Origin of the sequence: Enterobacter cloacae complex sp. GYL001, assembly GCF_049237125.1 — a bacterium.
Classification (GTDB): Bacteria; Pseudomonadota; Gammaproteobacteria; order Enterobacterales; family Enterobacteriaceae; genus Enterobacter; species Enterobacter hormaechei_C.
On record NZ_JBMKGW010000004.1, the window covers coordinates 236167 to 249724 of the forward strand.

General features: G+C 53.9%; 14 protein-coding genes. 7 read left to right on the plus strand and 7 right to left on the minus strand.

Features of this window, described 5'->3' with window-relative positions; translation table 11 throughout:
• Positions 1-30 precede the first annotated feature (30 nt).
• Complete coding sequence (yacL, locus tag ACOTWU_RS10815) at positions 31-393, plus strand: protein YacL (RefSeq protein ID WP_017694501.1); 363 nt, start codon at positions 31-33, stop codon at positions 391-393.
• Positions 394-424: 31 nt separating this feature from the next.
• Here yacL and speD read toward each other — a convergent pair whose 3' ends face one another.
• The 3 genes from speD to ACOTWU_RS10830 form a co-directional block, all read right to left on the minus strand.
• Positions 425-1219, minus strand: coding sequence for an adenosylmethionine decarboxylase (speD, locus tag ACOTWU_RS10820; RefSeq protein WP_017694500.1), 795 nt, complete (start codon positions 1217-1219; stop codon positions 425-427).
• Positions 1220-2089: a polyamine aminopropyltransferase gene (speE, locus tag ACOTWU_RS10825; protein WP_015572694.1), complete on the minus strand. Its 870-nt coding sequence runs from the start codon at positions 2087-2089 to the stop codon at positions 1220-1222.
• 101 nt (positions 2090-2190) lie between these two features.
• Positions 2191-2538 carry a YacC family pilotin-like protein gene (locus ACOTWU_RS10830; RefSeq protein ID WP_003856306.1) on the minus strand — a complete coding sequence of 116 codons (348 nt, stop codon included), beginning with the start codon at positions 2536-2538 and terminating at the stop codon, positions 2191-2193.
• A 145-nt stretch (positions 2539-2683) separates the two neighbouring features.
• Here ACOTWU_RS10830 and cueO point away from each other — a divergent pair, with 145 nt between their 5' ends.
• Positions 2684-4243, plus strand: coding sequence for a multicopper oxidase CueO (cueO, locus tag ACOTWU_RS10835; protein WP_126498690.1), 1560 nt, complete (start codon positions 2684-2686; stop codon positions 4241-4243).
• Between the two features lie 87 nt (positions 4244-4330).
• Here cueO and ACOTWU_RS10840 read toward each other — a convergent pair whose 3' ends face one another.
• The gene (locus tag ACOTWU_RS10840; protein ID WP_003856304.1) at positions 4331-6721 is read right to left on the minus strand and encodes a glucose/quinate/shikimate family membrane-bound PQQ-dependent dehydrogenase; all 2391 of its coding nucleotides are present in this window, start codon (positions 6719-6721) and stop codon (positions 4331-4333) included.
• 206 nt (positions 6722-6927) lie between these two features.
• On the opposite strand from ACOTWU_RS10840, the gene hpt reads away from it, so the two are divergent.
• A complete protein-coding gene (gene hpt / locus ACOTWU_RS10845) occupies positions 6928-7464 on the plus strand; it encodes a hypoxanthine phosphoribosyltransferase (protein ID WP_003856303.1) in 537 nt (178 codons plus the stop codon).
• A gap of 64 nt (positions 7465-7528) precedes the next feature.
• Here hpt and can read toward each other — a convergent pair whose 3' ends face one another.
• Positions 7529-8191, minus strand: coding sequence for a carbonate dehydratase (gene can / locus ACOTWU_RS10850; RefSeq protein ID WP_003856301.1), 663 nt, complete (start codon positions 8189-8191; stop codon positions 7529-7531).
• A gap of 107 nt (positions 8192-8298) precedes the next feature.
• Here can and ACOTWU_RS10855 point away from each other — a divergent pair, with 107 nt between their 5' ends.
• The 4 genes from ACOTWU_RS10855 to ACOTWU_RS10870 all read left to right on the plus strand — a co-directional run bounded on the left by ACOTWU_RS10855 (position 8299) and on the right by ACOTWU_RS10870 (position 11849).
• Positions 8299-9225 (plus strand): ABC transporter ATP-binding protein, encoded by a 927-nt coding sequence (locus ACOTWU_RS10855; RefSeq protein WP_017383763.1) that lies wholly within the window; start codon positions 8299-8301, stop codon positions 9223-9225.
• Positions 9222-9992, plus strand: a complete 771-nt coding sequence (locus tag ACOTWU_RS10860; RefSeq protein ID WP_252049381.1) for an ABC transporter permease — start codon at positions 9222-9224, stop codon at positions 9990-9992. Before ACOTWU_RS10855 ends, ACOTWU_RS10860 begins: the two co-directional genes overlap by 4 nt.
• Before the next feature lie 105 nt (positions 9993-10097).
• Positions 10098-10538, plus strand: a complete 441-nt coding sequence (locus tag ACOTWU_RS10865; RefSeq protein WP_015572698.1) for a PTS sugar transporter subunit IIA — start codon at positions 10098-10100, stop codon at positions 10536-10538.
• A gap of 63 nt (positions 10539-10601) precedes the next feature.
• A complete protein-coding gene (locus ACOTWU_RS10870; RefSeq protein ID WP_040117225.1) occupies positions 10602-11849 on the plus strand; it encodes a polysaccharide deacetylase family protein in 1248 nt (415 codons plus the stop codon).
• 1 nt (position 11850) lies between these two features.
• Here ACOTWU_RS10870 and ACOTWU_RS10875 read toward each other — a convergent pair whose 3' ends face one another.
• Both ACOTWU_RS10875 and ACOTWU_RS10880 read right to left on the minus strand, forming a co-directional pair.
• Positions 11851-12927: a fimbrial protein StkG gene (locus ACOTWU_RS10875; protein ID WP_126498689.1), complete on the minus strand. Its 1077-nt coding sequence runs from the start codon at positions 12925-12927 to the stop codon at positions 11851-11853.
• Between the two features lie 11 nt (positions 12928-12938).
• Positions 12939-13547 carry a fimbrial-like protein gene (locus ACOTWU_RS10880; RefSeq protein ID WP_126498688.1) on the minus strand — a complete coding sequence of 203 codons (609 nt, stop codon included), beginning with the start codon at positions 13545-13547 and terminating at the stop codon, positions 12939-12941.
• Positions 13548-13558: the final 11 nt, after the last annotated feature.

Genomic DNA, 13558 nt, shown 5'->3' on the forward strand with positions numbered 1-13558 from the left:
TACCCTAATGGCTTTGCAGAGGAAAACGCTATGGATTACGAATTTTTGCGCGACATCACCGGCGTGGTGAAAGTGCGAATGTCGATGGGGCACGAAGCCGTTGGACACTGGTTTAACGAAGAGGTGAAAGAGAACCTCGCGCTGCTGGATGAAGTCGAACAGGCGGCGGAAACGGTGAAAGGCAGTGAACGCTCCTGGCAACGCGCCGGGCACGAATACACGCTCTGGATGGATGGCGAAGAGGTGATGGTGCGCGCCAACCAACTTGAGTTCTCGGGTGATGAGATGGAAGAGGGAATGAGTTACTACGACGAAGAGAGCCTGTCGCTGTGCGGCGTGGAAGACTTCCTGAGCGTGTTGAACGCCTACCGCGATTTTATGAAACAGAAGTAATTCCCCGAAGCGTCCCTGCTCCGGATCACGTTTACACGGTCGGAATGTTACGGCCGTAGTAAATTTCGCGCATCTCTTTCCAGAGCAGGTCGGTAATGACCTTACGCTCTTCGTCACTTAAATCTTCCGGCCTGGTATGGAACATATAGTGCTTAAGATCGAACTCTTTAAGCATCATCTTGGTATGGAAGATATTCTCCTGATAGACGTTCACATCCATCATGTCGTACAGCGACTTCATGTCCTCGGACATGAAGTTCTGAATGGAGTTGATCTCATGATCAATGAAGTGCTTCATGCCGTTGATATCACGGGTAAAACCGCGCACGCGATAATCAATAGTGACGATATCGGATTCCAGCTGGTGGATTAAATAATTCAACGCATTCAGCGGTGAAATCACGCCGCAGGTCGACACTTCAATATCCGCGCGGAAGGTACACAGCCCGCCTTCCGGGTGGCTTTCCGGGTAGGTGTGCACGCAGATGTGGCTTTTATCCAGGTGGGCGACTACCACTTCCGGCAGCGGGCCGGGGTGCTCGGTTTTGTCGATAAGCTTCGGGTCAACCGGCTCTTCACTCACCAGAATGGTGACGCTCGCACCCTGAGGCTCATAATCCTGGCGCGCGATATTCAGGATGTTCGCGCCGATAATCGAGCAGGTCTCTGTCAGGATCTCGGTCAGACGGTTGGCGTTGTAGAGTTCATCGATATAGGCGATGTAACCATCGCGCTCTTCTGCTGTTTTGGCGTAGCAGATATCGTAAATACAAAAACTCAGGCTTTTGGTCAGATTGTTAAAGCCATGCAGTTTAAGCTTTTTCAATTAGTTCACCTCCTTTGAGGACAGCGCGTCTTGCAGATATTGAGGCAACGCAAAGGCTGCGGTGTGGATCGCCGGGTTGTAGTACCGGCACTGGAGTCCGGCCTGGTGGAAGCGGGCCTGCACGATCTCGGTAGAAAGATGGCGCAGAACATCGTTATCCGTCGCCCAGGCAAAGGTCATGATCCCGCCGTAGTAAGTGGGGATCGCCGCCTGGTAGAAGCTGACGTCAGCAAAATAGGTGCTCAGCTTACGGTGGCTATCAAGCGCTTCATCCTGTTGCAGGAAGCAAACGCCGTTTTGCGCCACAAAAATTCCGCCAGGCTTCAGGCAGCGCTTGCAGCCTTCGTAAAACGACGAGGTAAATAGCGACGCGCCCGGACCGATAGGGTCGGTACAGTCAGAGATAATGACATCAAACGTTTGCGTAGTCTGGTTAACAAAATTGACGCCATCATCGATAACCAGATTAAACCGCGGATCGTCATAGCTGCCGGCATTATGGTTGGGCAGATACTGGCGGCAGAACGACACCACACCGGCGTCGATTTCCACCATGGTGATGGTTTCGACATTCTGATGGCGAGAGACTTCACGCAGCATCGCGCCGTCGCCGCCGCCGATAATCAGCACGTCCTTCGCGTGGCCGTGGGCCAGCAGCGGGACGTGGGTCATCATTTCGTGATAGATAAACTCGTCGCGCTCGGTGGTTTGCACCACGCCGTCCAGCGCCATCACGCGGCCAAAGGCGGCGTTTTCGAAGATTATCAAATCCTGATGATCGGTTTTCTCATGATAGAGCACGTTATCCACGGCAAAATACTGACCAAACTGGTCATGCAGCGTTTCTTGCCATACCGTTTTTTCGGTCATGGGGAGCACCTCCTTCGTTAACATCCATTACATCCGGCAGATGGGCGCAACACAACACCGCCGTGAGGCGGTTAACGGGTCAACAAGGGGCGTCGGGAAGGTTACTTCACGTAGGCGAGCAGGCTGAGTGAATCGCGAGCCAGCGCTTTGCATTTTTTAGCAGTGGGAATGCCAATACCGCTTAAATCACGGTAGCTGTCTTCACCGAGCGCCTTCATGTCGAAGCTGTCGTAGTTGCTGAGGTCCCATTGGTTCTGCTGGGCAAAAAAGACCAGTGCGCGACGAATTTGCCCATTGGGTAAATTCTGGTAACCACAATCGTTTTTCAGAAAAACAAAAACTGCCGTCAGATCGGCCATATCTTCCGCTTCGTTTTCACTTAGCGCGTAACTGTTCGCACACATCGCCATCAGGCTGGCGAACAAAATTGTTCTGAAAAACGTCTTCATTGCCTTTACCACTGCATCACGGAAAATTAACGTTAGCATACTTGATGCCAGGCCGACGATCTTTATTATTGCCGCCGTGCTTGACCTTCCGGTAAGGGGAGGGTTTATGCTCAAAAGATCGCCTGCTGGAAATAAGGAAATGCACATGCAACGTCGTGATTTTTTAAAATTTTCTGCCGCACTGGGGGTTGCCAGCGCGTTACCTCTCTGGAGCCGCGCCGTTTTTGCCGCCGACAGACCGGCTTTACCCATTCCTGAATTACTCGCCGCAGATGCCCGCAGCCGGATTCAGCTTGTGGTGCAGGCCGGTAAAACCACGTTCGGTCAGCACGCCGCCACGACGTGGGGCTATAACGGCAATCTGCTCGGCCCGGCGTTGCAGTTACGCAAAGGGAAGGCGGTGAGGGTAGACATTCATAACACGCTTGCGGAAGAGACCACGCTGCACTGGCACGGGCTGGAAGTCCCGGGCGAAGTGGATGGAGGGCCTCAGGGCATTATCAGGCCTGGTGGTAAACGCAGCGTAACCTTTACTCCGGAACAACGCGCGGCGACCTGCTGGTTCCACCCGCATCAGCATGGCAAAACGGGCCATCAGGTGGCGATGGGGCTGGCCGGCCTGGTGCTGATTGAAGACGATGAAAGCCGCCTGCTGCGCCTGCCAAAACAGTGGGGAATCGACGATGTCCCGGTGATTGTGCAGGACAAAAAATTCAACGCTGACGGGCAAATTGACTATCAGCTGGACGTAATGAGCGCGGCGGTAGGCTGGTTTGGCGATACACTCCTGACCAACGGCGCGATCTACCCGCAGCATGCCGCGCCAAAAGGCTGGCTGCGCTTACGTCTGCTTAACGGCTGTAACGCCCGCTCGCTGAACTTCGCCACCAGCGATAAACGCCCGCTTTACGTGGTGGCAAGCGACGGCGGCCTGCTGTCGGAGCCGGTGAAGGTGAGCGAGCTGCCGATGCTGATGGGGGAGCGCTTCGAGGTGCTGGTGGATATCAGCGATGGCAAAGCGTTTGACCTGGTGACCCTGCCGGTCAGCCAGATGGGGATGGCCGTTGCGCCGTTTGATAAGCCGCATCCGGTCCTGCGCATTCAGCCGCTACAGATCACCGCCTCCGGTACGCTGCCGGAGACCCTCACCACGCTGCCAGCACTCCCGTCGCTGGACGGGCTTACGCAGCGTAAACTTCAGCTTTCTATGGATCCGATGCTAGACATGATGGGCATGCAGGCGCTGATGAAGAAGTACGGCAATCAGGCCATGGCGGGAATGCATCACGGCCAGATGATGGGCCATATGAATATGGACCACGGTAAAATGGGCGGCATGGATCACGGCGGCCATGGTTTCGATTTCCACAACGCCAACCGCATCAACGGCAAAGCGTTCGATATGAACACGCCCATGTTCGCCGCCACGAAAGGGCAGTTTGAACGCTGGGTGATTTCAGGCGAAGGCGACATGATGCTGCACCCGTTCCATATCCACGGCACGCAGTTCCGTATTCTGTCTGAAAATGGTAAAGCGCCGGAGGCGCATCGTGCGGGCTGGAAAGATACGGTGAGGGTGGAAGGCGGCGTCAGCGAGGTGCTGGTGAAGTTCGACCACGAGGCGCCGAAAGAGTTTGCCTATATGGCCCACTGTCATCTGCTGGAGCATGAAGATACGGGGATGATGCTCGGTTTTACCGTATAAAAAAAAGCCGGGTGGCGGCTTCGCCTTACCCGGCCTACATAGGGCACCCGTAGGCCCGGTAAGCGTTAGCGCCACCGGGCTTTTTCGTTACTTAGCGTCGTCAGGCAGTGCATACGCGACAATATAGTCGCCCATCTTCGTGCCAAACGAACCGTGACCACCCGCAGAGATGACAACGTACTGCTTGCCATTCACTTCATAGGTCATCGGCGTTGCCTGTCCACCGGCTGGCAGACGGCCTTGCCACAGTTTCTCACCGTTGGTCATGTTGTACGCGCGCAGGTAGTTATCTGCGGTTGCCGCGATGAACAGCACGTTACCGGCGGTGGAGATTGGGCCACCCAGCATTGGCATACCCATATTGAACGGCACTGGAACAGGCATCGGGAACGGCATGCTGTCCTGTGGCGTACCAATACGTTTCTTCCAGACGATCTTGTTGGTCTTCAGATCCAGACCGGAGATGTAACCCCAGGCAGGCTGTTTACACGGCAGACCGAACGGAGAAAGGAACGGATTCAGGGTCACACCATAAGGAACGCCATACTGCGGCTGGATACCGGCTTCGGTACCGCTGCCTTTCGCATCTTTCGGCTGCTCCATTGGGTTACCCGGACCACGAGGGATCAGGCGGGAAACGAACGGCAGCGCCATTGGGTTAGCGATGGCGACCTGACGGTTAGGGTCAACGGAGATCCCACCCCATTCGAACATCCCCAGGTTACCCGGGAAGACCAGCGTACCCTGCTCTGACGGCGGGGTGAAAATCCCTTCGTAGCGCAGCTGGTGGAACATCACGCGACATACCAGCTGGTCAAACATGGTGGCACCCCACATGTCTGCACCGCTGAGATCTTTCTTCGGACGGAAGCTCAGGTCAGAGAACGGCTGCGTTTTGGTGACGTAGTCGCCTTTGGCCGCACCCTGCGGAACCGGTTTTTCCGGCGCAGGAACAACCAGCTTACCGTTGCTACGATCAAGCACGAAGATGTTACCGGTTTTCGCCGGGGCGTAAATCACCGGTACGGTTTTACCGTTAACGGTAATGTCCGCCAGCGTCGGCTGGGACGGCATATCCATATCCCACAGATCGTGGTGAACGGTCTGGTAGCTCCATGCCAGTTTACCGGTCGTTGCGTTCAGCGCCACGATGGAGCTGGCGTAACGTTCCTGCTCCGGCGTACGGTTACCGCCCCAGATATCCGGCGTGGTCACGCCCATCGGCAGATAGACCAGGTCCAGCTTCGCGTCATACGCTGCCGGTGCCCAGGAGTTCGGTGAGTTAAAGGTAAAGGTGTGTTCATCCGATGGGATCGCGTTAGGATCTTTCGCGCCCGGGTCGAAGGCCCACAGCAGTTTACCGGTGTTCACGTCGAAACCACGGATAACGCCGGAGGTTTCACGGGTGGAGAAGTTATCCGTTACCGAACCGGCAATCACGATGGTTTTATCGGTGATGATTGGCGGGGAGGTCGGCTCATACAGGCCCGGCGTGGTGTCCGGCATGTTGGTCTGAAGATTCAGAATGCCTTTATTGGCGAAGGTTTCGCACAGCTTGCCGGTCTCAGCGTTAATGGCAAACAGGCGGCCATCGTTCACCGGCAGCATAATGCGGCGAGGACAGTCGGCAATGACTTCCGGGCTGGCATTATCGGCGCGCGCTTCGTGGTAAGAGACGCCGCGGCAGGTAATGTGCTGGAACGACGGGTTGGAGTTCAGCTGTGGATCAAAGTGCCATTTCTCTTTACCGGTAGCCGCGTCGAGCGCGAACAGACGCTGGTGCGCCGTACACAGGTAGAGCATGTTGCCCACTTTAATTGGGGTCACTTCGTTGGTCAGCTCACCCGGATCGTTTGGCATCTTCAGGTCGCCGGTACGGAATACCCAGGCTTCCTTCAGGTTTTTCACGTTGTCCGCGTTGATCTGCTTCAGCGGGGAGTAGCGTTGACCTTCCTGGTTACGACCATAAGCAGGCCAGTCACCGTCCGCCACCTGCGAAATAGCCGCAGCCGGCGTGGATTCCGCGTTCAGCGTACCGTTGATCTCCTGCGGGTCGTTAAAACCGGCCCAGGTCAGGATGCCGCCACTAATCAGCAGGGCAACGACCAGACCGGCCACGGCGCCACTGGAAGGGACGATCAGACGACGCCAGACAAACGGCAGGATCAGCCAGATACCGAAGAAGACCAGAATGTCGCTGCGCGGCGTCAACGCCCAGAAGTCGAACCCGACTTCCCAGACGCCCCAGATCATGGTTGCGAGCAGTAACGCTGCGTACAGCCACAGAGCAGATTGTTTTCTGCGTAAAAGCAGGACGGTTACGCCAACCATAACCAGACCCGCAATCGGGTAGTACCAGGAGCCGCCAATCGCGACCAGCCATACGCCACCGATTAACAAATACAGCGCGCAGAATGCGGCAAACGCGGCTGTTAATGTCACCAGTAGACGCGGCTGTTTAGTTTTTGTTTCAGCCATAGAAAAGTACTCGTCAGTTTTGTTAATTATTTGCTAGCAATTAATTATAGGTATTAACAACTGTGATCGGAATCACAAATATTGCTTTTTATAACTCATACGCCAGGCTTATCCATTTACTGGTATAATGGCTGGCTTGCGTATCGATGCCGGAGCGAGAGTCATCCGCATTGAGAGATTTTCACTAAAATCATTTGGTTAGTAATATGAAACATACTGTTGAAGTGATGATCCCGGAAGCCGAGATCAAAGCGCGTATCGCCGAACTGGGTCGTCAAATCACCGAACATTACAAGGACAGCGGCAGCGAAATGGTGCTGGTCGGTCTGTTGCGTGGCTCTTTCATGTTCATGGCAGACCTGTGCCGTGAAGTGCAGGTGCCGCACGAGGTCGATTTTATGACCGCCTCCAGCTACGGCAGCGGCATGTCCACAACCCGTGATGTGAAAATCCTGAAAGATCTGGATGAAGATATTCGTGGCAAAGATGTGTTGATTGTTGAGGACATCATCGACTCCGGCAACACGCTCTCTAAAGTGCGTGAGATCCTGAGCCTGCGTGAACCAAAATCACTGGCGATTTGTACTCTGCTGGATAAGCCTGAGCGCCGTGAAGTGCAGGTGCCGGTGGAGTTCGTTGGTTTCTCCATCCCGGACGAATTCGTGGTGGGTTACGGCATTGATTACGCGCAGCGTTATCGCCATCTGCCGTATGTTGGGAAAGTCGTGATTCTGGACGAATAATTGCGGGCTGATGCCCTCACCCCAGCCCTCTCCCACAGGGAGAGGGTGAAAACCCCCGGCTTTGTTATTTATGGTTAACGTGCTTAAGCTTGAGGTTGGCAATTCCCGAGCGGTAACGCTGTTCCAGCGTTTCGCGGTTGGTGGCGGTCACTTCCAGATTGCGTAGCAGGCCGTCGTGAATACCGTACGCCCAGCCGTGGATGGAGACCTTCTGTCCGCGTTTCCAGGCAGACTGCATAATCGTCGAGTGGCCCAGGTTATAGACCTGCTCCATCACGTTCAGCTCACACAGCGTGTCGAGACGGCGCTCCTGCGGCATTTCGCCCAGCAGTGAGCTATGTTTGAACCAGATATCACGGATGTGCAGCAGCCAGTTATCGATTAACCCCAGCTCTGTATTTTCGACCGCCGCCTGTACGCCGCCGCAGCCGTAGTGGCCACAAATAATGATGTGCTCAACCTCCAGAACGTCAACGGCATACTGAACAACCGAAAGGCAGTTGAGATCGGTATGAATAACGAGGTTAGCAACATTGCGGTGAACAAACAGTTCGCCCGGTTCAAGACCGGTCAGACGTTCGGCGGGGACGCGGCTGTCGGAACATCCAATCCAGAGAAAGCGCGGGTTCTGCGCTTGCGCGAGTTTTCCAAAAAATCCGGGGTCTTCCTCCACCAGCATTTTTGACCATAGTGCATTGTTGCTGATGAGTGTATCTATGTCGTTCATGGAGGTTAGCGACCTGTAACCAAGTGATTGCGTTGCGCTACTATAGGGTAACCCGACTTTTAATGAAACCACACAACGTGTGTCAGAACTTAAGGTAAGTTGAATTCATGGCGATTGCACTGGAGCTTGAACAGCTCAAAAAAACCTACCCGGGGGGCGTTCAGGCGCTGCGCGGGATAGATCTTAAAGTCGAAGCGGGAGATTTCTACGCGCTTCTGGGGCCGAACGGGGCGGGGAAATCCACCACCATCGGGATCATCAGCTCGCTGGTCAACAAAACGTCTGGCCGCGTCAGCGTGTTTGGCTACGATCTGCAAAAAGACGTGGTCAACGCCAAGCGCCAGCTGGGGCTGGTGCCGCAGGAATTCAACTTCAATCCGTTTGAGACGGTGCAGCAGATTGTTGTTAACCAGGCGGGTTACTATGGCGTTGAGCGCAAAGAAGCGCTGGAGCGCAGCGAAAAGTACCTGAAACAGCTTGACCTGTGGGAGAAGCGTAACGAGCGCGCGCGGATGTTGTCCGGGGGGATGAAGCGCCGCCTGATGATTGCTCGCGCGCTGATGCACGAGCCAAAGCTGCTCATTCTTGATGAACCGACCGCTGGCGTGGATATTGAACTGCGTCGTTCCATGTGGGGCTTCCTGAAGGATCTGAACGACAAAGGCACCACCATCATTCTGACCACGCACTACCTTGAAGAGGCAGAGATGCTGTGCCGCAACATCGGCATCATTCAGCACGGCGAGCTGGTGGAAAACACCTCGATGAAGAACCTGCTCTCCAAGCTGAAATCAGAAACCTTTATTCTCGACCTGGCGGCGAAAAGCGCCCTGCCGAAGCTGGAGGGGTATAACTATCGCCTGGTCGATACCTCGACGCTGGAGGTAGAAGTGCTGCGCGAGCAGGGAATCAACAGCGTGTTCTCCCAGTTGAGCGCGCAGGGCGTTCAGGTATTAAGCATGCGTAATAAAGCGAACCGACTGGAAGAGCTGTTTGTCTCTCTGGTGCACGATAAACAAGGAGACAAGGCATGACGCATCTTTACTGGGTCGCGCTGAAAAGCATCTGGGCGAAAGAGATTAACCGCTTTATGCGCATCTGGGTGCAAACCCTGGTGCCGCCGGTGATCACCATGACGCTCTACTTCATCATTTTCGGCAACCTGATTGGCTCCCGCATTGGTGAGATGCACGGCTTTACCTATATGCAGTTTATCGTGCCGGGCCTGATCATGATGGCAGTGATCACCAACGCTTACGCGAACGTAGCATCCTCATTCTTCAGCGCCAAGTTCCAGCGCAACATTGAAGAGCTGCTGGTGGCGCCAGTGCCGACGCACGTCATTATCGCCGGTTACGTGGGCGGCGGCGTGGCGCGCGGGCTGTGCGTGGGTATTCTGGTGACGGCGATTTCGCTGTTCTTCGTGCCGTTCCAGGTGCACTCGTGGCTGTTCGTGGCGCTCACGCTATTGCTGACGGCGATCCTGTTCTCACTGGCCGGCTTGCTGAACGCCGTGTTCGCCAAAAGGTTCGATGACATCAGCCTGATCCCGACCTTTGTGCTGACGCCGCTAACCTATCTGGGCGGGGTGTTCTACTCCCTGACGCTGCTGCCGCCGTTCTGGCAGGCGCTGTCGCATCTGAACCCGATTGTCTATATGATCAGCGGCTTCCGCTTTGGTTTCCTCGGCATTACCGATGTCCCGCTGTTCACCACCGTTGTGGTGCTGGCGGTATTTATCGTGGCGTTCTATCTGCTGTGCTGGTATCTGATCCAGCGTGGACGTGGGCTGCGTAGCTAATCTTCTGCCCGGCGACGTTCTGTTTGCCGGGCACTTTCTTTGACAGTTATCACCGTAAACTAACCTTCACCTGGATAAACTACTCGCCTGCTAAGGAGAGACGTTATGCTGGGATGGGTTATCACCTGCCACGATGAAGAGGCACAGGAAATGCTCCTGAAGCTGGAGGCCCGATTTGGCCCTCTGGCGCAATGTCGTGCGGTAAATTACTGGCGAGGGCTGAGCACCAATATGCTAAGCCGGATGATGTGCGACGCGCTGCATGAAACCGACACCGGTGATGGCGTGATTTTTCTCACCGACAGATCGGGCGCGGCGCCTTACCGTTCAGCGGCGTTAATGAGCCATAAGCATGATAACTGTGAAGTGATCTCCGGTATCAGCCTGCCTTTACTCGAAGCGATGTATCCGCTGCGCGCAACGTTGAGCAGCGCTGAGTTTCGTCACGCCATTGTGGCGCAGGGCTCGCCGGGCGTGAGCAGCCTGTGGCACCAGCAGCAGAAGAATCCGCCTTTCGTTCTGCTTCACGATCTGTATAAGCATTAAACATTGGTATTGATGTCGCTTTTGCTACAATGGCGACTGATTTTCCGTATCGATTTATATCCCATGCTCATGCGCGTTATCTTTATCCTTCTGCTACTGGTCTCCGGTGGTGCGTCTGCCAGCCTGACCAGTCAGCAAGGCCTTCCTGCCCAATATATGCAAACCACCGAAGATGCAGCCATCTGGGCGCAGGTGGGAAATGCTGTCGTGAACGTGGGCAATGTCCGCGCCGGGCAGATCCTCGCCGTCTTTCCGGCCGCGGCGGATTACTATGAATTTCGTTTCGGATTCGGTACGGGGTTTATTGATAAAGAGCACCTGGAAAAAGTGCAGGGTAAGCAACGCGTCGAGGATAGCCTGGGCGATCTGAACAAGCCGCTCAGCAATCAAAACCTCATCACCTGGAAAGACACGCCAGTGTATAATGCCCCCAGCAGCGGAAGCGCGCCCTTTGGCACCTTAAGCGCCAATCTTCGCTATCCGATTCTGAATAAGCTGAAAGATCGCCTGAACCAGACCTGGTTTCAGATCCGCATCGGCAATCGTCTGGCGTGGATCAGCAGCCTGGATGCACAGGAAGATAACGGACTGCCGATTCTGACCTACCACCATATCCTGCGTGATGAAGAGAACACCCGTTTTCGACATACCTCCACGACAACCAGCGTACGTGCGTTTAATAATCAGATGGCCTGGTTACGCGATCAAGGCTATACCACGCTGACAATGTACCAGCTTGAAGGGTACGTGCGTAACAAGATGAACCTCCCCGCGAAAGCGGTGGTGATCACTTTTGATGATGGCCTGAAATCGGTGAGCCGCTACGCGTATCCGGTGCTGAAAGAGTATGGCTTCAACGCGACGGCGTTTATTATTTCATCCCGAATCAAAGGTCACCCGCAGAAGTGGGATCCCCGATCGCTACAGTTTATGAGCGTTCAGGAAATCAAGGGCATCCAGGATGTGTTCGACATTCAGTCTCACACCCACTTCCTGCATCGCGTGGATGGGTATAAACACCCCATCTTATTGAGCCGCAGCTATCACGTGATCCTGTACGATTTTGAACGCTCACGGCGTGCACTTGCGCAGTTCAACCCGCGCGTGCTGTATGTTTCGTACCCGTTTGGCGGGTATGACAATAAAGCGATTAAAGCCGCGAATGATGCCGGTTTTCATCTGGCAGTGACAACGGTGAAGGGGAAGGTGAAGCCGGGGGATAATCCGTTCTTACTGAAGCGACTGTATATTCTGAGAACGGATTCGCTGGAGACGATGTCGCGGCTGATCAGCAATCAGCCGCAGGGGTAGGTTATTCGTACGTGGTCTGAATGGTCACGGTGGTACCGAAAACACCGACGGTTACCGGATCGCTACCGGTTTTGACCAACGTGGCCCAAAGTGATCTGTCAATAATACTAACAGGATCCCCAACAACCTCTCCTATAGCAATGACACGTTGGTAACTGTCTGCCGGCACGGGGTAATGATCATTTTCAGAATCCGTAATCATGACGCCGACGCCTCCTGCCGCAGTAACACCACCAGTATTCTCGACGGTATTGGTAAAATATTTTTTATCTGCGGTGGTATGTGTGGAGGATAACGTATAGTAAACCGCGGTTGTATTTACACATGTACCCGTAACATGGAACTCGACTTTGCTGGTATTCCCGTTTTCGACTTCTGCGGGATACCAGTCACCAAGATTTACCGTTGTGGGCGCACGTAAGACACAGGTCGGGCGATTTAATGGAATGCTAAATGACATCTCGCTCATGTTCACATGGGGACGAGGGTGATCGGATGTCTTCGGATCGCTTGGATCGCCCAGAATGATCTGACCAATCGGGCCTGCACCGGCCGTTAAAAAATTAACATCCGAAGGAACACCCTGAAATCCATTGGTTTGATAGATTTCCATGCGCACATGCCAGGTTTTTTCGTCAAGCAGCTCTTCGTGATCGTCATTAGGTGCGGTCATATACCAGGACCCTGCGTTGGGCGGGAACCACGCGGTGACGCCGTTACCATCGGGATACATCGCCAGGGTATAGACAATACCCGGAATATTCGTCCGGAAGGTGGCTTTGTTATCTATGTAGCCTGCCAGCATTGAGTTGTCGGTAATCTGATAGGTGTTTTCACCGTCATTTCCCCCAGCACAGTGAGATTTTAACGCAGGCGTTGTTTCCATAATGATCGTATTACTGATCTGTATGGGAGTTGTTACTGTGCCCACAGGCAGAGGAGTGATAACTGGTTGTGCACCTGGAGACATAATCTGCAAGTCATCATTACCGTAAAATTTGCACTCCTCGAAATTAGCCCGTGCTGCGCCAGACAGCCCGAACGCTGCGAACGCTAATATAGTGAGGTATTTTTTCATCCTAAATCCCTTTATTCGTAGCTGACATTAACCAGAACATTACTTATCACAGCGCCGCTGGTGATCGTTCCAATATTCTGATAACGTGCGTAAAAGCCATAATCCTTTATATAGTTCTCACTACTTCCACCGACATCGTAAATAACGTTTGATGTCCCGTCGCTGTTCAGGACGTTAGTTTTGAACGTATCTGAAAAAATAACGATACCCACATTTTCAGCCGCACCGGCTGTGGCATCGTTTTTAAACACCTGGTTGTGATTACTCCAGAAACCATTTTGCGGAGCAAAACTAAATTTTAGTTTGTTAATCGTTGCGCCTTCTGTACTGCTCGCATAGCAGTCATCTACGTGGATCGTAAAAGGCGTTCCAGCTTCATCATCGTTTGGCGATAAACGATCGCTCTTGTCGCTGTTATAAAACCAGTCTCGTGACACGGTCGGCAAAGTGATCTCTCCGCCGTTTTCGACGCTTAGCCGACAGGTATTATTAACGATGTTTGCTGTCAGGTTTACATCCATACCTGAACCTGCCTGGCTTACGCCAGGCAGAGTGCTACCAGCCAGACCGATAAGCAACACAAGACCGGGCTGGTGTATATTAAACGGTGATTGTTGCATGTTGGTTCCTG